The organism is Pedobacter gandavensis, assembly GCF_032678465.1.
In the GTDB taxonomy this organism is placed as follows: Bacteria; Bacteroidota; Bacteroidia; order Sphingobacteriales; family Sphingobacteriaceae; genus Pedobacter; species Pedobacter gandavensis_B.
On sequence record NZ_JAVTSK010000009.1, the window covers coordinates 228,229 to 247,837 of the forward strand.

At 40.3% G+C, this 19,609-nt stretch carries 17 protein-coding genes; 8 read left to right on the top strand and 9 right to left on the bottom strand.

Annotated features, from left to right (window positions below; translation table 11 throughout):
- Nucleotides 1–3: 3 nt before the first annotated feature.
- Nucleotides 4–876: an aldose 1-epimerase family protein gene (locus R2Q94_RS17185; protein WP_316822703.1), complete on the top strand. Its 873-nt coding sequence runs from the start codon at nt 4–6 to the stop codon at nt 874–876.
- Here the strand turns inward: R2Q94_RS17185 and R2Q94_RS17190 are convergent.
- The 3 genes from R2Q94_RS17190 to R2Q94_RS17200 form a co-directional block, all read right to left on the bottom strand.
- Nucleotides 873–2,069 (bottom strand): HAMP domain-containing sensor histidine kinase, encoded by a 1,197-nt coding sequence (locus R2Q94_RS17190; RefSeq protein WP_316822704.1) that lies wholly within the window; start codon nt 2,067–2,069, stop codon nt 873–875. The two genes, R2Q94_RS17185 and R2Q94_RS17190, sit on opposite strands and share 4 nt — an antisense overlap.
- 230 nt (nt 2,070–2,299) lie before the next feature.
- On the bottom strand, nt 2,300–3,091 hold the full coding sequence (locus R2Q94_RS17195) for a DUF4249 domain-containing protein (protein ID WP_316822705.1): 792 nt from the start codon (nt 3,089–3,091) through the stop codon (nt 2,300–2,302).
- An 11-nt stretch (nt 3,092–3,102) separates the two neighbouring features.
- The gene (locus R2Q94_RS17200) at nt 3,103–5,430 is read right to left on the bottom strand and encodes a TonB-dependent receptor (RefSeq protein WP_316822706.1); all 2,328 of its coding nucleotides are present in this window, start codon (nt 5,428–5,430) and stop codon (nt 3,103–3,105) included.
- Here R2Q94_RS17200 and R2Q94_RS17205 point away from each other — a divergent pair.
- From R2Q94_RS17205 to pdeM, 4 genes are read left to right on the top strand one after another with little or no spacing between them, the layout of a single operon-like run.
- Nucleotides 5,417–6,565, top strand: a complete 1,149-nt coding sequence (locus tag R2Q94_RS17205) for a ligase-associated DNA damage response exonuclease (RefSeq protein WP_316822707.1) — start codon at nt 5,417–5,419, stop codon at nt 6,563–6,565. The two genes, R2Q94_RS17200 and R2Q94_RS17205, sit on opposite strands and share 14 nt — an antisense overlap.
- Nucleotides 6,562–8,157 (top strand): ATP-dependent DNA ligase, encoded by a 1,596-nt coding sequence (locus R2Q94_RS17210; protein WP_316822708.1) that lies wholly within the window; start codon nt 6,562–6,564, stop codon nt 8,155–8,157. The genes R2Q94_RS17205 and R2Q94_RS17210 overlap by 4 nt, the downstream gene beginning before the upstream one ends.
- Nucleotides 8,158–8,159: 2 nt before the next feature.
- Nucleotides 8,160–10,694 (top strand): ligase-associated DNA damage response DEXH box helicase, encoded by a 2,535-nt coding sequence (locus R2Q94_RS17215; protein WP_316822709.1) that lies wholly within the window; start codon nt 8,160–8,162, stop codon nt 10,692–10,694.
- Complete coding sequence (gene pdeM / locus R2Q94_RS17220) at nt 10,691–11,338, top strand: ligase-associated DNA damage response endonuclease PdeM (protein ID WP_316822710.1); 648 nt, start codon at nt 10,691–10,693, stop codon at nt 11,336–11,338. The genes R2Q94_RS17215 and pdeM overlap by 4 nt, the downstream gene beginning before the upstream one ends.
- Here pdeM and bioA read toward each other — a convergent pair.
- From bioA to R2Q94_RS17235, 3 genes are read right to left on the bottom strand one after another with little or no spacing between them, the layout of a single operon-like run.
- Nucleotides 11,317–12,585 (bottom strand): adenosylmethionine--8-amino-7-oxononanoate transaminase, encoded by a 1,269-nt coding sequence (gene bioA, locus R2Q94_RS17225; RefSeq protein WP_316822711.1) that lies wholly within the window; start codon nt 12,583–12,585, stop codon nt 11,317–11,319. The genes pdeM and bioA overlap by 22 nt on opposite strands.
- A 2-nt stretch (nt 12,586–12,587) precedes the next feature.
- Nucleotides 12,588–13,025: an NUDIX domain-containing protein gene (locus R2Q94_RS17230; protein WP_316822712.1), complete on the bottom strand. Its 438-nt coding sequence runs from the start codon at nt 13,023–13,025 to the stop codon at nt 12,588–12,590.
- Complete coding sequence (locus tag R2Q94_RS17235) at nt 13,022–14,017, bottom strand: cation diffusion facilitator family transporter (protein WP_316822713.1); 996 nt, start codon at nt 14,015–14,017, stop codon at nt 13,022–13,024. Before R2Q94_RS17235 ends, R2Q94_RS17230 begins: the two co-directional genes overlap by 4 nt.
- A gap of 117 nt (nt 14,018–14,134) precedes the next feature.
- Here R2Q94_RS17235 and R2Q94_RS17240 point away from each other — a divergent pair, with 117 nt between their 5' ends.
- Complete coding sequence (locus tag R2Q94_RS17240) at nt 14,135–15,328, top strand: pyridoxal phosphate-dependent aminotransferase (protein ID WP_316822714.1); 1,194 nt, start codon at nt 14,135–14,137, stop codon at nt 15,326–15,328.
- 336 nt (nt 15,329–15,664) lie between these two features.
- Here R2Q94_RS17240 and R2Q94_RS17245 read toward each other — a convergent pair whose 3' ends face one another.
- Nucleotides 15,665–16,906: an ABC transporter permease gene (locus R2Q94_RS17245; protein WP_316822715.1), complete on the bottom strand. Its 1,242-nt coding sequence runs from the start codon at nt 16,904–16,906 to the stop codon at nt 15,665–15,667.
- Nucleotides 16,907–17,122: 216 nt separating this feature from the next.
- Here R2Q94_RS17245 and queA point away from each other — a divergent pair, with 216 nt between their 5' ends.
- Nucleotides 17,123–18,172 (top strand): tRNA preQ1(34) S-adenosylmethionine ribosyltransferase-isomerase QueA, encoded by a 1,050-nt coding sequence (queA, locus tag R2Q94_RS17250; RefSeq protein WP_316822716.1) that lies wholly within the window; start codon nt 17,123–17,125, stop codon nt 18,170–18,172.
- A gap of 96 nt (nt 18,173–18,268) precedes the next feature.
- Nucleotides 18,269–18,943: a 2-C-methyl-D-erythritol 4-phosphate cytidylyltransferase gene (locus tag R2Q94_RS17255; protein WP_316822717.1), complete on the top strand. Its 675-nt coding sequence runs from the start codon at nt 18,269–18,271 to the stop codon at nt 18,941–18,943.
- Nucleotides 18,944–18,990: 47 nt separating this feature from the next.
- On the opposite strand, the gene R2Q94_RS17260 is transcribed toward R2Q94_RS17255, so the two are convergent.
- Complete coding sequence (locus tag R2Q94_RS17260; protein ID WP_316822718.1) at nt 18,991–19,152, bottom strand: lmo0937 family membrane protein; 162 nt, start codon at nt 19,150–19,152, stop codon at nt 18,991–18,993.
- Nucleotides 19,153–19,316: 164 nt separating this feature from the next.
- Nucleotides 19,317–19,538, bottom strand: a complete 222-nt coding sequence (locus tag R2Q94_RS17265) for a DUF2795 domain-containing protein (RefSeq protein WP_008240955.1) — start codon at nt 19,536–19,538, stop codon at nt 19,317–19,319.
- Between the last annotated feature and the right edge of the window lie 71 nt (nt 19,539–19,609).

Genomic DNA, 19,609 nt, shown 5'->3' on the forward strand with positions numbered 1-19,609 from the left:
TCTATGATCATTTCTCTGGAAAACCCACAAATTTCTGCTTCCTTCAGTACAAAGGGCGGAGAGTTACAAGCTCTTGAAAGCAAGCAATCGAATTTGAAATACTTATGGAATGGGGATTCTAATTTCTGGGGGAAGTTTAGTCCGGTTTTATTTCCTATTGTTGGCGGATTAAAAGAGGACACTTATTTCTTCGATCATCAGACATACCATTTGCCTCGCCATGGTTTTGCGAGAGATCGAGCGTTTGAAGCCCATAAAATTGCAGATGATGAAGTATTATTCCTGCTAAAAGAAGATACTGAGAGTCTAAAGGTTTACCCTTTTAATTTCCAGCTGGGGCTCCGTTATCAACTGATCAAAAATACCCTTCGTTGTAGCTATGAAGTCCTGAATACCGGAGCTAAAGATTTATGGTTTTCCATAGGCGGACATCCGGCATTTAGTGTCCCTCTTAAACCCGGTTTAAAGTATGATGATTACTATCTGGAATTTAATCAGGACAAACAATTGAACGTCCATCAGGTCACAAACAACCTGATTGAAGAAGCAACAGCAGTGATTGCCTTAACTACAGAAGGAAAATTACCCTTAAATCATCAGTTATTTTACCAGGATGCCCTTGTACTCAAGGACCTAAAAAGCAATAAAATCAGTTTAAAAAGCGACAAAGATTCTCATGGATTTGATTTTCATTTCGAAGCTTTCCCATTTTTCGGAATATGGGCAGCAAAAGATGCTGATTTTGTTTGTTTAGAACCTTGGTGTGGTATTGCCGACGGCGTTCATCACGATCAGGAGCTGCGCAACAAAGAAGGCATCATCAATCTGGCTCCTGGAAAAGAATGGTCACAGTATTGGGAAGTCACCATTTATTAGCCATTCCTACCCGGTAATTCCACGATAAATTTACAACCCTTACCTTTCCCTTCACTTTCTGCTCTTATCGTTCCTTCATGTGCTTCCACCAAAACTTTAACAATGGACAATCCCAGGCCTGTGGAATTTTCACCCCCAGTTGGTTGCGCACTTAAACGGGTAAAGCGTTGATACAATTTACCTTTATCTTCCGAAGTTAGTCCCAATCCCTGATCTTCCACTTCAATTAATACCCTACCTGAACGCTCTTTTACACGTATAAATATCTGTTTTCCATTTGCAGAATATTTAATGGCATTATTGATCAGGTTATCGATGATTTCAGTTAGTTTCCCTTCATCTGCATTTACATAAAGGTCTTTTTCATAACTAAAATGCAGGGTCTGCTGCTTTCTTTCTGCCAATGGATGATTCATGGAGACCACATTGCTCACCAAAAAAGAAACATTAACTTTAATTAAAAGCAGGTGTATTTTCCCAGCTTCCAGACTACCAACCTGTAATAATTCATCAATAATGCGCACCATATTCAAGCTGGCAATTTTTATCTGATCACAAAGGGTATCCACCATTTCAGGGTTATCCTTTTTCATCTTAATCAGATCAGCACGAACAGGGATAGTAGTTAAAGGGTTTTTAAGGTCATGAGCAGTCGTATTAAGAATCTGGTTGTGCTGCGCCAAACTAGTCCTGGAGGAAAGCCTTAACTCGATTTGATCCATCACAATGTCTCTCAAATCTCTAAGGATTTGCTCTTCTTCTTCATTTAATGTTCTTGGAGATTTGTCGATGACGCAAAAAGTACCCAGGTTAAAGCCATCTCTGGTACGAAGTGGAACAGCAGCATAGAACCGCAATCCGAAATTACCCGCAACCAATGGATTCGCCAGGGTTCTTGGATCTATCCTGGCATCTTCCACCAGGTATAAATCATCCGAAAAAATCACGGATGCACATAAGCCTTCATCCCTGTCAATCTGCTGTGCATCAATCCCATATTTCGATTTAAACCAAATTCGATCTGTGTCTACCAGACTTACAATTGCTATTGGGACTTTAAGAAGCGTTGCCGCCAACTTGGTCAGCTTGTCGAATGAGCCATCTGGTGGCGTGTCAAGAATACTATACCTTTTTAGGGTTTTAATTCTTTCTTCTTCTGATGTTACAGTATCCAGATCTATAGGAGTCTCCATTGAGATATACATTAAAACATAAAGTTAGCAATGTTTCTAGCAGAAAACAAATTACGGTGATTTATGTACCAATAATATGACTTAAGATAAAGTTTTACGATTAAAAACAGCTATTTTAGAAAAACAGCATAGTTTGCAATATATTTTTCCTCTAAAAGAAAAAACATCAGACCATTATGTTAATTCCAATTATAAGAAATTGAAAGTCATATCAGGCTCACAGAATTACACTATTTGATCAATGCAGTTCTGATACTGGAAGTATGGGCACTAAATACGCCTAATGCACCATTGCTGAAGTTAGACGGGGGATTTGCCGGAGATACCGGTGGACCTCCTTCTCCTGTATTCTGACCCAGGCTATAAAAATACCGGTATACATTTTTATCTATACACTGAATTTCGACTTGTATGCTATCCCCTTTAATCAGATCGTTCAACTCGTAAAAAATCACATTTGTGACTTTATTACCATCATCAAAGCGGTCTTCAGAAACCACATCCTTTTCCACCTTCCCCTTAAATTTCAAAATATAACGATACTGGTTGGCTACCCCGGCAGGATCTTTGAAGTTCACGGCCACATAATTCTTAGATTCTCCAAAAAGCGTATAGGTTTTAAAAGTCAGGGAATCCATGGGCACTCTTGCAGGCATCACTGAGCTGGCCTTGTAAGTCTGGCCTTCCACTGTAACACTGAGATCGTATTTAGAGCCCGATTTCCCTTTAAACCTCACACTCTGATAGACTCCCGGAGATACTTCAGAGAACACAATAGAGCCTGTCCCATCTACAGCTAAAGATACGTTTGCCCCACTGAGTCCATTGAATTTATTGGGTTCAGTAAAGCTATAGGTTTTAGATACTTTAATCTGATGAACCACATTCTGGTCGCTGATCCCGCCATCGATCACTACTACCGGAGCAGCATTATCCAGTTTCAGTTCTATGACTTTCTCACAGGCTGTAAAAATCAGTACCATGATCAACCCTAATCCTTTATATATATTTATTTTCTTCATGGTTGTGGTCATTAAAATTTAAAATTCCAGGTCACCGAAGGGATAATGCCGAACAAAGTGGTTTTCAGGACTTCTGTCCGCGTTGGATCATCAGGATTATCCTTAAAATCTATTGAAAAGGCATTTTGCCTGTTGTATACATTGTAAATCCCGAAAGACCAGCTCGATTGCAATTTCTTTCCTGGTTTACCTTCCAGCGTAGCTGCCAGATCAAGCCTGTGGTAAGCTGGTGTGCGATAACCATTCTTCTCTTTGTAATAAAATGCAGTATTTCCATTGATTTCGTATTTTCCACTTGGATAAGTGACCGCATTACCGGTATTGTAAACAAAAACAGAAGAAAAGGTCCATCTTGGACTTGCTTTATAAATCCCTACTAAGGAAATATCATGGGTCCGGTCTTGTTTTGCATAAAACCATTTTCCTTCATTCAATTCATCAAATAGGCGTTGCGTTCTGGAAAAAGTATAACCAATCCAGCCATTAAACTTACCAAATCTCTTCTTTAGGAATAATTCGATACCGTATGCACGTCCATCTCCGTATAATAAATCTGCTTCGACATTTGCATTTCCTCTCAAATCTGTGCCACTTCGATATTCAATTTGGTGTTGCATCCATTTATAATAGACCTCTGCGGAGAACTCATATTTGTCTTCATTAAAATTCTTAAAAAAGCCCGCAGCTACCTGATCTGCCACTTCAGGCTTTACATTATTACTGTTCATGATGTACAAATCAGTTGGAGAGGTGGAGGTAGAATTCGACATCAAATGAATGTTCTGCACATTCCTGGTGTAAGCTCCTTTGATCGCAGTAGAAGCATTCAGCTGATAGCTGGCAGACAGTCGTGGTTCCAGATTGAAATAAGTTTTCACCACTGCTCCGGAAGCATAATATTTACTGGAAATTACATTCCCATCTGCATCATAAGTTTTAAAATTTCCAGGACCAAGCAAGGAAAAATTACTCAATCTTAAACCGTAGACCAGATTAAACCTTTCATTAACCGCCCATTCATCAGAGATATAGGCTGCAGATTCCAGACCCTGGCGATTCTCAAACGTTGTCGGATTCACACTGGAATTTTCATCGGCACTCAATTTTCCAGGAGCAATGGTGTGATGAATCACATTAAGCCCGAACTTGATATTGTGATCATTACTCAGACGGTAATCAAAATCCTGCTTCAGATTAAAATCTTTAATAGAAGAATTCACTTTAAAGTTATTGTCTTCCATCATATTTTGAATCACATAATTATAATTGCTGTAGATTAAAGAGGTATTAGAAAATAACTTATTGCTAAACAAATGATTCCAGCGCAAAGTAACAGTTGCATTCCCCCAGTTGAAGCCAAATGTATCCGCAAGACCAAGTTTATCCCGTCCAAAATAACCGGAGAGATATAAGGTGTTTTTATCATCCAGCTGATAGTTTGCTTTGGCATTCAGATCGTAAAAATATAGGGTGTTGCTATTGATGGTGCTATCAGGGGAAAGTTTAAAAAAGAGATCCATATAGGTTCTTCTGGCGCTGACCATGAATGATCCTTTGTCTTTAACAATAGGTCCTTCTACCTTAAGCCTGGAAGAGATCAGACCAATGCCTCCTTCGGCAGTGAATTCTTTCCGATTTCCATCGTTCATTTTAATATCAAGAACAGAAGCCAGACGACCACCATATTGTGCTGGCATTCCTCCTTTATATACGCTCACATCTTTAATAGCATCAGAATTGAAAGTAGAGAAAAAGCCCAGTAAATGGGAGGCATTGTATACCGGAGCTTCATCCAGAAGGATCAAATTCTGATCGGTTGCCCCTCCCCTGACATAAAAACCACTATTTCCTTCTCCCGCCGATTTAATCCCCGGCAGCAACTGTAAGGTTTTCAGCACATCACGCTCTCCAAGTAAAACCGGAACATCATTGATTTCACGAACACTCAGCTTTTGCAAACCCATCTGGGGACTACTCACATTTTCGTTCTTTTTAGTCGCCGAAATGACAACCTCATTCAATTGATTGTCTTCTTCCAATGCAAAATTAAGACGTACATCATCAGTAATATCTACCTGCTTCAGCATGGTCTTATAGCCGATGAAACTAACTGCGACTTCATATTTACCTTCCGGAATACTAAGTGCATAAAAACCATAAGCGTTCGTCACACTGGCAGCAGTACTGCCTCCAATTAACCGAACACTTGCACCAATCAAGGTTTCACCAGTTTTCGCATCTGTAACATTGCCACTAATGGTTCTCTTCGTTTGAGCACCGGAAAACTGAAACAATAGACATAGTAAGGGTATAAGTAGTAGTCGAATGGTGATTGGCATAAAAAAATCAGGTGTTTTCTTCCGTAAATCCAGCAGTAAATACGGGCATGGATGGCTAAATATACTGAATACTACTTATTTTCCTCAGAAATTGACATCAAACTTTATCTTCTCTGTAATTGTTCTGATGTGGATGGCATTAATCAAATTTACAAATAAGGGAATATACTGCCCAAGAGGTGATTTTTACATTGATCCCTGGAAACCGGTTAACCTGGCTGTAACCACTCATGGTCATGCAGATCACGTAAAGGCAGGCAACCAGGCTTATTTATGCCATCAACTAACCAAACCTATTCTGCTCCATCGCCTGGGTCCAGATTTAAAGATTCAGACACTGGCTTATGCTGAACAGCTCCAGATTAATGGAGTTCATCTTAGCTTACATCCTGCCGGCCATGTAATTGGTTCGGCGCAGGTAAGATTGGAGTACAAAGGAGAAGTCTGTGTAGTTTCCGGTGATTATAAAGTTATTTACGATGGTATCAGCACGGCTTTTGAACCTGTAAAATGCCATACATTTGTTTCCGAAAGCACCTTTGGTTTACCTATTTATAACTGGCTGCCACAGGAAGATATTTTCGATCAGATCGGGAATTGGATCAATACCAATCAACAACAACAAAAAACAAGTGTTTTAACCGCTTATAGCCTTGGAAAAGCGCAAAGGTTAATTAAGGGGTTGAGTAATACCAGTCAGAAAATATATGTTCATTCCTCTATTGCCAACTTAAATGAGGTTTTTCTTAAAGCTGGGGTACCGCTTCCGAAAACCATCAGAATTAGTCCAGAGATCAGTAAATCCGAACTTCAGGGAGGCATAGTAATTGTCCCTCCGGCAGTGGCAGAAGGCCGATGGATCAAAACCTTAACCCGACCCGTTGTTGGGGTTTGTTCTGGCTGGATGCAGGTTCGGGCAGCACGTAGGTGGAGAAGTTCTGATGCCGGTTTTGCCCTGAGTGATCATGCCGATTGGCCAGGTTTATTGTCAGCTGTTCAAGCAACAAACGCAGAAAAAGTATATGTTACGCATGGTTATACTGCTATTTTTTCCAAATACCTAAATGAAATCGGTATTGCCGCCGAAGAAGTAAAAACACAGTATGGGACGGAAGATGAGGAGGAGATCAATTGAAACGATTTACAGCACTCCTCCTTCAGCTGGAAAGCAGCAATAAAACCAACGACAAGCTGGCTGCCCTGGTGGATTATTTCCATGAGGCCGACGACCAGGACAAGCCTTATGTCATTGCCATGTTTACCGGAAAAAAAACAAAGCGCCCGGTGAGCACTGCCCTCCTTAAAGAATGGGCGATAGAGAAAAGTGGTATCCCAACCTGGTTATTCACCGAAAGCTACCATAATGTAGGAGATCTGAGTGAGACCATTGCACTCATTCTACCACCGCCAACTGCGCTGGTTGACCTGAAATTAAACGAATGGATCAAGGCCTTAACTGCCTTAAACGGAAAGGATGAACGCGCCAAAAAAGAATTCATCACCCAGTCCTGGAACAGCCTTAACATTCAGGAAAGGTTTGTATTTAATAAACTGATTTCTGGAAATTTCAGAATCGGTATATCCGGGAAAATGCTGGTCAATGCCTTAGCCAAACAAAGTGATACACCTGCAAATCAAATCATGCACAGCATTATGGGGAAATGGAATCCTGAAGAAATCACTTATCAGGAACTAATTGATGGCGTTCATGTGAATACAGATAATTCCTGGCCTTATCCCTTTTGCCTGGCTTATGCGCTAGATCAGGCGCCAGAATCATTGGGAGATCTTCAGGATTGGCAGGCAGAATGGAAGTGGGATGGCATCCGCGGACAAATTGTCAAACGTGGAGGAGAACTATTCATCTGGTCGAGGGGAGAAGAACTGGTTACCGAACAATTTCCTGAACTTCATTTTCTAAAAGCATTTTTAGCGGATGGAACAGTATTGGATGGGGAAATTTTAGCCATCAAAGCAGGAAAAATCTTACCATTTTCTATCTTACAACAACGACTAAACCGGAAAACCATTTCCAAAAATCAGCTGGAAACTGCACCAATAGGGTTTTACTGTTATGATTTGCTCGAATATCAGGGCATAGACCAGCGTCAGGAAACCTTAGGCAACAGAAGAAAACAATTAAATTCGGTCATCAACGAAATCCCATCACATGATTCTCTCTTTCTATCTCCTGTGGTTGAAGCCAAATCCTGGGGAGAACTTGCTGAATTAAGAGCAAATTCCAGAATGATGAATAGTGAGGGTTTGATGCTCAAAAAACTTGACTCTTTCTATCATAGCGGACGAAAAAGAGGTGATTGGTGGAAATGGAAAATCAACCCTTATACCGTGGATGCCGTGATGATTTACGCACAGAAAGGAAGTGGCAGAAGGGCTGGATACTTCACTGATTATACCTTTGCAGTACGTGAGGGTGACCAACTGATTACCATTGCCAAAGCATATTCCGGACTAACAGATGTAGAGATTAAAGAAGTGGATGCTTTTGTTAAAAAACATGCCATAGAAAAGTTTGGCCCTGTACGAACGGTAAAACCGGAGCTCGTATTTGAGATCGCCTTTGAAGGTATTGCGGAGAGTAAAAGACATAAAGCCGGACTCGCGCTCCGTTTCCCTAGAATTGCCCGATGGCGGAAAGATAAAAAAGCAGAAGAGATCAATACTTTAACAGATTTACGACAGTTGTTAAACTCTACATTATCATAAATATGGGTTTATTAGAAAAGAGCAAAGGATATCGGCGGGTCATGAAATGGCTGAAATCGCATAAAAGAAAGCCTTTCAAATTTCAAAGTGATGCCTGGCAGTATTATGCGGAAGGATACAGCGGATTAATCAATGCCCCTACAGGATTTGGAAAAACATTCTCCCTTTTTCTGGCAGTACTCATCGAAGAGCTGAACGAACAGGAGGAAGAAAACTCTAAATCAACTGTAAAAAAAGCGCAAACCCTGAAACAGCGAAGAGGTTTAAAGCTCATCTGGATTACCCCATTGCGTGCTTTGGCAAAAGACCTTGCCCGTGCCATGCGCGAGGTTTGCCTGGAATTAGAGTTGGATTGGCAGGTATCAGTCAGAAATGGGGATACCACTGCGACAGAAAAACTAAAACAGAAAAAACAAATGCCAGAAGTACTCATTATCACTCCTGAAAGCATGCATTTGTTACTGGCACAAAAAAACACCGCACATCATTTCCATCAACTACGTTGTATCGTTGCAGACGAGTGGCATGAACTGATCGGAAGTAAGCGGGGTGTGATGGCAGAGCTGGCCATTTCTAGAATCAAGGGCATCTTAAAGTTGCAACATCCCGAGCGATTACTTCGTATCTGGGGCATCTCGGCAACCATTGGAAATCTTGAACAGGCAATGGAAGTACTTGTTCCCTACCCAGACCTTTTAACGATCATTGTTAAAGCAGATCTAAAAAAGAAAATTGTGATCAAATCTGTCCTCCCCGATCATATTGATAGCTTGCCCTGGGCAGGGCATTTGGGCCATAAATTGGCACACAAACTTCTGCCCATCATCCATAAAAGCAAAACCACACTGATTTTCACCAATACCAGAGGCCAGGCTGAATTATGGTATCAGAATCTACTGGCACTGGATGAAAGCCTGGCGGGGGTATTAGCCATCCATCATGGCTCCATTGATTTTGAATTGCGCAACTGGATTGAAGATGCGCTGCATTCCGGAGTATTGAATGCCGTGATCAGTACTTCATCCCTTGATCTTGGAGTAGATTTTAAACCGGTAGATACCGTTGTCCAAATTGGTTCACCTAAAGGAGTAGCCAGATTTCTGCAGCGTGCAGGAAGAAGTGGACATTCCCCGAATGAAAGCTCAAAAATCTATTTCCTGCCCACACATGCATTGGAATTGGTAGAGGTTGCTGCCATCAAAGAAGCAGCAGAAACACAGCAAATAGAAAACCGGGAGCCGGTGGTTATGGCCTTCGACACCTTAGTGCAGTACCTTGTTACGCTGGCCGTAGGTGACGGCTTTAACGACAAGGAGATTTATCGCGAAGTAAAAGAAACGCATGCCTTCCAGGAACTTCTCCCCTCTGAATGGAGCTGGATCATGCAATTTATCACTACAGGAGGAGATAGCTTAACCGCTTACAACGAATTTAAAAAAGTAGTTAAAGCAGATGATGCTCTTTGGAAAGTGGAGAGCAGACAAATCGCGATGCGTCACCGGCTTCATATTGGAACAATTGTGAGCGATGCCATGATCAAAGTGAAATTTCTTACTGGTGGTTACATTGGCATGGTGGAGGAATCCTTCCTTGCCAAACTGAAACCCGGGAATAGTTTCACACTGGCAGGTAGAATTCTGGAATTTGTGATGATCAAGGAAATGACTGCATTAGTGAGACGTAGCAAAGCAAAAAAAGCAATCAGTCCTAGCTGGTTAGGTGGCAGAATTTCATTGAGTGCCAATCTTGGAAGTATTTTAAGAAAAAAATACGATGAAGTGCTGGAAAAAAATCATAAGGATGAGGAGCTCGACCTCATATTCCCCCTATTTGAAAGACAGGCTGCCGCATCTCATGTTCCTAAGAGCGATGAATTTCTAATAGAGTTAATTCATACCAAAGATGGTTATCATTTCTTTGCATATCCATTTGAGGGGCGCATGGTCCATGAAGCATTGGCCGCATTAATCGCTTACCGCCTGAGTCGCCACACTCCAATCAGCTTCTCCATTGCCATGAATGATTACGGTTTTGAATTACTTGCGGAACACCCGATCCAATTTGAAGAGAAAGACATCAAGAAACTCTTTAGTCCGGAACATCTCGGGGAAGATATCGTCAGCAGCATCAATGCCACAGAAATGGCCAGGAGGAAATTCAGGGATATTGCCTGTATCTCCGGATTGGTCTTTCAAGGATTCCCGGGCAAATACACCGCAAATAAACATTTACAATCTTCTGCCTCCCTATTTTTCAGTGTCTTTAGCGATTATGATCCACATAACTTATTATTGCGTCAGGCTTATGAAGAAGCGTTTTACCAGCAAATTGAGGAACCCAGGTTATTGGCCGCCTTGCAACGCATCCAAAAAAGCACCGTGGTACTGACAAAACCGGAAAGCTATACGCCGCTTTGTTTCCCAATAAAAGTAGATAGTTTAAGGGAAAATATGAGTACAGAAGATCTGGCTCAGAGAATTGAAAGAATGACACTTGAAGCTGATAAGAAAACATCTTCAATAAAATTAAAAAAATGACCATAACCTGTAGCGGACAAACCTTGATATTAGATCCTGAAAGAGCCATTTTCTGGCAGGAACAGCGAATACTGATCATCAGCGACCTCCATATTGGTAAGCCTGCACATTTCCGCAAACATGGGATCCAGGTGCCTTCTACACTGGCTGATCAGGACCTGCAACGACTCCATGCAATCATTGAAATGTATAAACCCCAGATAGTATTGATCACCGGAGATCTTTTTCATCATCAATTCAATACCGATGTTGAAGTTTTCTCTGAATGGAAAAGCGCTTTTAAAGCTATTAGATTTTTACTGATCAAAGGAAATCACGACAAGTTACTGGAAAAAAACTACCTCAATCTGGGAATTGAAGTCTATGAAAAAGAAATGATTTGTCCACCATTCCGTTTTATCCATGACCACCCTGATGATGAAAATGAATACTATACCATTTCCGGACATATCCATCCAGGAGTTACTGTACATGGAAAAGCAAGGCAAAGATTAAACTTGCCTTGCTTTTACTTTGGCGCTACTTATGCGGTTTTACCCGCATTTAGTGCCTTTACAGGTTTAAGTATGATGAAGCCGCAAAAAGGAGATCAATTCTATGCCATCACTCCAGAACGGATCATTCAAATCTCCTCTAGCGCCTGAATGATCGTTTCATAAATATAATCCAGATCTTCATCACTAATAACGTATGGAGGTAATATATAGATGATATTTCCTAAAGGTCTCAGGATAATCCCCCTGTCAAGGAAATAAAGATAAAGCTGGTTTCGCAATCCACTTAAGTAAGAAGTATCGTTTCCAGTTTCCCATTCCATCACCAGAATGGTTCCTTTCTGACGCACATCTTTCAGCTTAGGATGTCCTTTGATTTTCAATGCAAATGCTTCATTCCTGGCTTTTACTCTTTGGATATTAGGCAAAGTCTCCGGACTCAGAAGAATATCCATACTGGCCAAAGAGGCAGCACAAGCAACAGGATTTGCTGTAAAGGAATGACCATGGTACAAGGTTTTCAGTTTATCCTCACTTAGAAATGCTTCAAATACCTTCTGGTTACACGTGGTTACACCCAATGGCATAGTCCCACCCGTTAGCCCCTTTGAAAGACAGAAAATATCCGGTTTTGTGCTCAGGGTTTCACAGGCAAAAAGAGTTCCTGTACGACCAAAACCAGTCATTACTTCATCAGCAATGGTTAGGATGCCGTGCTTCTGACAAGTTTCGATCAATTGATCCAGGTATTCTGCTTCATACATCAACATTCCTCCGGCACCGAGTACCATGGGTTCAAATATGAAACAGGCAACTTCATTACTCAGGTAATTGATTTTAGACTTGATCTGTTCAATATTATCGGCCCTTGGCAGATCAATAAATTCTACATCAAAAAGCATGGAACTAAATGGACCGGTAAAAATACTTCGTCCACTTACCGACATTGCGCCAAAAGTATCCCCATGATAGGCATCCTTAAAAGCAAGAATCTTTGTCCGTCCGGTACTTCCGGTATTAGACCAAAACTGCAAACACATTTTCAGTGCAACTTCTACCGCTGTAGAACCATTATCGGTATAAAAAACCTTCTCCTGATTTGCAGGAAGAATTTCCAATAACCTTTCGGCAAGTAATACCGCAGGTTCATGAGTAAAACCAGCAAAAATCGCGTGTTCTAATACCGTCAATTGTTCGGCTACTTTTTTTGCAATATGGGGATGTGCATGTCCGTGAATATTCACCCACCAACTGGAAACAGCGTCAATGTACCGCTTTCCATCCTCATCAAAAAGGTAAACGCCCTCTCCTCTTACAATCGGGATATGAGGCAATGCATTCTTCATTTGTGTATAAGGGTGCCAGATTACTTTCTGATCTCGTTCTGCTAAAGTCATGTTTAACTATTTTTATTAAGGAGCAATTCGACTACTTTTTGGTCAGTTTTGAAAGTAACATCAGTCACTTTAAGGTCCTTCAAATCTACCCACCTAAAAGCCTGCAGGTTATCCCCATCAAAATCGAAAGGCACAGTTTTAAAGTCCAGATTTAATGGATCTACCTCTTTTACCATATAGTAAATACTTAAAATCTGACTATCATTAAAAGATGATTTTTCGTAAAAATCAGTCGTATAGATGTGTTCAAGAACTTCTATTTCCGCGTTACATTCTTCTATAAACTCTCTTTTGAGTGCGTCAATCAGGCCTTCCCCTAATTCCAGTCCACCACCAGGGAATTTACTGAAAATTCTCCCTCCAGACTGCTCGTCACTGATCAGTATTTGATGATCAGCATTAATAAGCAGGCCATACACCCTTACGTTAAAATAACTCATTGATCGAAATGTTTTTGATTTTTTGTTGCGTTTTCCACTGTCCATGGAATTTCCTGACGGAATGCTTCTTGTCTGACCGCACAATTTTTCATTTTGCAATAGTTGCAACAAGCCGGCAGACAAGGGTCTGCATGGATAAAAAGTTCTGTGGTATGTTCTGCATTTACATTGATCATCCGATCAATTGCAGATATTTCATGATGGACCTGGTTAAGGTCAAAATAATAGGGCAAAGTGATGTGGCAATCAATATGCAGATCAGCCCCATACTGCTGTGCCCTTAAGTTATGAACATCAATCCATGAATCCTGTCTGTTATCCTGTAGGATGGCTACAATTTCTTTAACCAGTCCGACATTGCTCTCATCCATTAATCCGCCAACCGATCTTCTGGTTAGCTTGTATCCATTATAGATGATATAAAGTCCCAGTAAAATAGAAATGACGCTATCCAGCCAGAATATCTGTGTAAGTTGAATTAAAATGATCCCGACTACCAGTCCGGCACTGGTAATTGCATCGGTCATCAGGTGTTTCCCATCGGCTTCCAGTGTAATAGACCGATGTTTTTTACCCGTATTGATCAAATAAAGACCAACACATAAATTGACAATCCCTGTAATTCCGATAATTACAGCCCCTTCAAAAAGCTGTTTAATTTCGCGGGGAAAAATCAGGTCATAACCCGATTTAAACACAATGATTAATCCAGCAATGGCAATCAAAACGCCTTCTACGAAAGCGGAGAAAAACTCTACTTTTCCATGCCCATAAGGATGATTTTCGTCTTTTGGTAAGGTAGCGAGATAAATACTGTAAAAGGCAAAACCACTTGCCAGGACGTTGACAATGCTTTCCGCAGCATCTGTAAGAATGGCATTGGAATGTGTCATGAAATACGCGCCAAATTTGGCGAGCATCAGGACGACACTAATGCACAGTGAAATGAGTATTGCTTTTTTCTGAGGTACCAATTGGCAGAGTTTAGCCATCAAAAATACGCTTTAACCAGCAAACTACATTAAAAAGTATTTTTTTTAGTTTATAATTCCGTTAGGTTCATATATTTGCTTTCTCACAAAATTATATTTGCTTGCGCACAAAAAACTATGACATTTTTATCCAACAGAATCAATAACCTTTCAGAGTCACAGACCATTAAAATGGCAAAGTTAGGTAGAGAATTATCCTCAAAAGGGATCGATGTAATCAACCTTAGCTTCGGTGAACCAGATTTCTTTACTCCAGAGTTTGTAAAGGATGCAGCGAAGATCGCTGTGGACGAAAACTACTCTTATTATACGCCTGTATCAGGTTATCCTGAATTACGTAAGGCAATTGCTGATAAGTTGTCGAGAGAAAATGGATTGAGCTATGGTTTTGATCAGATCGTAGTTTCTACTGGCGCAAAACAATCTTTGGCCAATGCTGTGATGTGTCTGGTAAACCCTGGTGAAGAAGTAATTGTACCAACTCCATACTGGGTTTCCTATTCAGAAATGATCAAGCTTGCGGAAGGCGAAACTGTATTTATCAATGCTACCGTAGAAAACAACTTTAAAATTACTGGCGAACAACTGGAAGCGGCAATCACACCAAAAACCAAATTGTTCATGTTCTCTTCTCCATGTAACCCTACAGGTTCAGTTTATTCGAAAGAAGAACTTGCAGACCTTGTGGCTGTATTTGAGAAACATCCAAACATCTATATCATCTCTGATGAAATCTACGAGCACATTAACTTCGTAGGAAAACATGCTTCTATTGCTGAATTTGACTCAATTAAAGACAGAGTAATTTTGATCAATGGCTTCTCAAAATCTTATGCCATGACCGGATGGCGCGTAGGCTATATGGCTTCAAACAAAGAAATTGCGAATGCATGTGATAAAATGCAGGGACAAGTTACTTCAGGAACTTCTTCTATTGCACAACGTGCTGCTTTACATGCTTACCAGGGTGGCTTAGAGTCTGTAAGTTCTATGGTTGGTGAATTCAAAAGCCGTAGAGATATCGTTTATGCTTTGTTAAAAGAAATTCCAAATATTAAAGTAAACCTTCCTGACGGTGCTTTCTACTTCTTCCCTGAAGTTAAAGCTTACTTCGGTACCAGCAATGGTGATTACAAAATCACGAATGCGGAAGACCTTTGCCTTTACCTGTTAAATGAAGCTCACGTTTCTACTGTAACTGGTGAAGCTTTTGGGAACGAAGATTGTATCAGAATCTCCTATGCTGCTGCAGAAGACAAATTAAGAGATGCAGTATTGAGAATTAAAACTGCTTTATCAAAATTAAGCTAAGCATAACATACTTCAAAAAAAGCCGGTTTCTATAGAAGAAACCGGCTTTTTTTTTTATAATATCCATCCTTTTTCATCCCCAATCTTAAGGAAGGTAAAAACAGTCGAATGTCTTCAAAACCAGATGTCCATTTTATAGCCTCCAATGCTATCCACCATAATTATCCACCATAATTATCCACCATGCGATTTAGAAGAGCGAGTAAATATTCCGAACTAACATAGCTGCATTGCAGGATGATCTCTGAAAAGGCATAGAAAATTTTCCGCCCTTCAGCGGAAAAGATTTCAGTCTTTGATGAGTATCTCCTGCGAGACAGCAGGCAGAAGTCCTAATTAGGAGCGAATTGCTTCAACCGGGTCTAGTCTTGATGCCGAATACGCTGGCCAAAAACCTGATATCACTCCAATCACAACCGATATGGTAAAACCAAGCACGATATTCTTCATGAACAATGTCATTTCAAATCCTCCTGCAGTCAATCCTACTGTAATCAAGTAAACCAGTAAAAGTCCAAAAGCTCCACCCAGCAAACACAGTGCAATTGCTTCAAACAGGAACTGCAACAAGATAAAATAATTCTTAGCGCCCAGCGATTTTTGAATTCCTATAATATTGGTGCGTTCTTTCACTGAAACGAACATGATATTGGCAATACCAAAACCTCCTACCAGAATGGAGAAGCCACCGATTACCCAGCCCGCGATATCTACAACCCCAAACATCTGATCCAGTTGATTGGAGGCAATCGTACTTTTATTCAGTGCAAAATCATCTTCTGCACCAGGTTTTGTTCTTCTTATTGCTCTCAATGCGCCTCGAATTTCGCTTTCTACTTCATCAAGGGCTACGTAACTTTTTCCTCTAACTGTAATTGTAGGATCATATCGATCACTTTCGACATCCATAATTCCTTTGGCAAAGTTAATTGGCATGAGCACATTCTTATCCTGAGACATTCCCATCATATCTTCACCTTCCTTCTTGAATACGCCAACTACAGTCAACCTCCTACCCATTACAGAAATTGATTTCCCAACCGCTGGCTCACCATTAAACAATCCATCGGCAATATCGGCCCCAATGATCACAACTGGTGCACCAGACTTACCTTCATTTTCCGTAAAATATCGTCCTTCCTGAAAATCCAGATTCCAGGTTTTATTAAAATCCTGTGATGCAGCTCTGATCGAGCCCCCTTCTACAGAGTTGCTTCTATATTTTATGGTCCTGGCATTGGCAGAAATTTCGTAAGACACCCCTTCAACATATTCCAGGCGATCTTTCAGTCCTTCATAATCCCTCAAGGAAGGCTCTGGTCTGTTCACATATTTCCACCAGGGATAGTCACCGAATCCACCCCATGGCCATTTTTGTACAAAAACAGTACTGGAGCCCAGTTTATCGATACTAGCTTGTAGTTTACCCCTCAGGGTATCTACAGCAGAAAACACAAAAATGATGGTGAATATACCAATGGTAATCCCCAATAAGGAAAGCATGGTACGCGTTTTATTCTGGCGTAGCGCATCTAGTGCAAATCGAAAACTTTCGCCTATTAGTCTGAGAATAATCATAATTAGGGTTTAGACCAAAAGTAGCCAAAAAGGTTACAGAGAAATCTTATATAATATAAAAAATACATAGTATATTGAAAAAACAGTAAAGGACGCCAGTAAAATACCTGCTGACATTGAATATTTAACAATTCAAGGACAGACTCTAACGATTATTTGTGAAAAACAAAATTTTATTTCGTAAATTTGCGCCCTTAATTATCACATCGAAAAAATATGAAGTTATCTCAATTTAAGTTTAATCTACCTGAATCATTAGTTGCCAATAATCCTTCAGAGCATAGGGACGAAGCCCGTTTAATGGTTTTGCATAAAGATAGTGGCAAAATTGAACATAAAATATTCAAGGATGTTTTAAGTTATTTTGACGACCAGGATGTTATGATTTTAAATAACACGAAGGTTTTTCCTGCACGTTTATACGGTAACAAGGAAAAAACTGGTGCAACAATTGAAGTCTTTTTGCTACGCGAATTGAATAAAGAGTTGCGTTTATGGGACGTTTTAGTAGACCCGGCTCGTAAAATTCGTGTAGGAAACAAATTGTACTTCGGTGATGATGACCTATTGGTTGCAGAAGTCGTAGACAACACCACTTCCCGCGGACGTACCATCCGTTTCTTATTTGACGGTACTGACGAAGAGTTCAGAAAAAACATTGAAATTCTTGGAGAAACTCCACTTCCTAAATATATCAAACGTAAAGCCACTGCTCAAGACAAAGAACGTTACCAAACGATCTTCGCTAAGCACGAAGGTGCAGTTGCAGCTCCTACAGCAGGACTACACTTCAGCAGAGAATTGATGAAGCGCCTGGAACTTAAAGGTGTAAACTTTGCAGAAGTAACCTTACACGTAGGTTTAGGTACTTTCAGGTCTGTAGAAGTAGAAGACTTAACAAAGCATAAAATGGATTCTGAGCAATTCATCATTGAGCAGAAAGATGCAGACATCGTGAACAAAGCGATTGAAGAAAAAAGAAAAATCTGTGCGGTAGGAACTACTTCTATGCGTGCGATTGAATCTGCAGTTTCTTCAGGCAGGATGTTAAAGCCGGCAAACGACTGGACCAGCAAGTTCATCTTCCCTCCATATGATTTCAGCATTGCAAATTCAATGATTACCAATTTCCATACTCCTGAATCTACATTATTGATGATGGTAAGTGCTTTTGGTGGTTACGAATACGTAAGAAATGCATATGAAGTAGCATTAAAAGAAAAATATCGCTTCTATAGCTATGGTGATGCCATGTTGATCATCTAATTAAGCATATAACGATTAAAATAGGAGATTTTGAACCATTTAGGTTTGGATCTCCTATTTTTGTTTAATGCAAGCCCTATTTTGTCTAGCCCAACCATGAAATATTACGCCATTATCGTCGCAGGAGGTTCCGGATCAAGAATGCAAAGTGAAATTGCCAAGCAGTTTTTATTGCTGGACGGGAAACCGATACTCATGCATACCCTGGAGGCCTTTGCCAACTCTGAATTAAAACCAGAATTACTGCTGGTACTAAACATTCACCAACATCAATACTGGGAGGAGCTCTGCAAGGCCCATCAGTTCCATATAAAACATTTGGTAGTAAATGGTGGGGCGCAACGCTTTAATTCCGTTAAAAACGGCTTAAAGGCGATTAAGGGCAAAGGAATAGTTGCTATCCATGATGCAGTAAGACCTTTGGTTTCTCCAGCCTTGATTTTACGTTCATTTAAAGCGGCGGAAACAAATGGAAATGCAGTGGCTGGAGTAAAAGCTACTGACTCGGTAAGAAGCATCAATTCAGAGGGAAAAACAGAGGCTTTAAACCGGGAAAACCTGCTCATGATCCAAACGCCCCAGACCTTTAGGGTAGAGATCTTAAGGAAAGCCTATCAGCAAGCTTTCAGAAATGAATTTACGGACGATGCCTCTGTGGTAGAGTATTCGGGATACCCCATCTATGTGATTGAAGGTGATCGTGAAAATATAAAAATCACCTATCCTGAAGACCTGGAAATCGCCTCTATCTTAAAAAAGAAAGGCCTCTGATCAAGTCAGAAGCCTTTAGTATATTAAAAAAGTAACCTATAAAATGATTAAGCAGCTCTGTTAATGATTTTGAGAATGATGGCAATCACGGCAATCACTAACAAAACATGAATCAGATTCCCCACATTTGGACCAAATCCTTGAAAAAAGAACCCAATTATCCATAATATCACTAATACGACTGCTACTAAATAAAGTAAATTTCCCATAACGTTTAATTTTTAGATTTGTATTTTTAGATGTAATTAATTGAGCTTATTTTAAGCATCCATGACATTACATAAACAATCATCATTCCAAAAAAGTTCTGGGCAAAAGAAAAGGCCTTGCTAACGCAAGGCCTTTTCTTTTAAAATATCGTCTTCGATGAAGCTTAATATTCGTCTTCGTTGAAGAAGAAATCATCTTTAGTTGGATAATCTGGCCAAATTTCTTCAATGGTTTCGTATGGTTCCCCATCATCTTCCAAAGCCTGTAAATTTTCAATCACCTCTACTGGTGCGCCTGATCTTATCCCGTAATCAATTAATTCATCTTTTGTTGCAGGCCATGGAGCGTCTTCCAAATGCGATGCGAGTTCTAGTGTCCAATACATATTTCCTATCCTAATTAAGTAATTCTATTCGTTTCGCAAAAGTATATTAAAAAACCTGAGCAAAACAAACT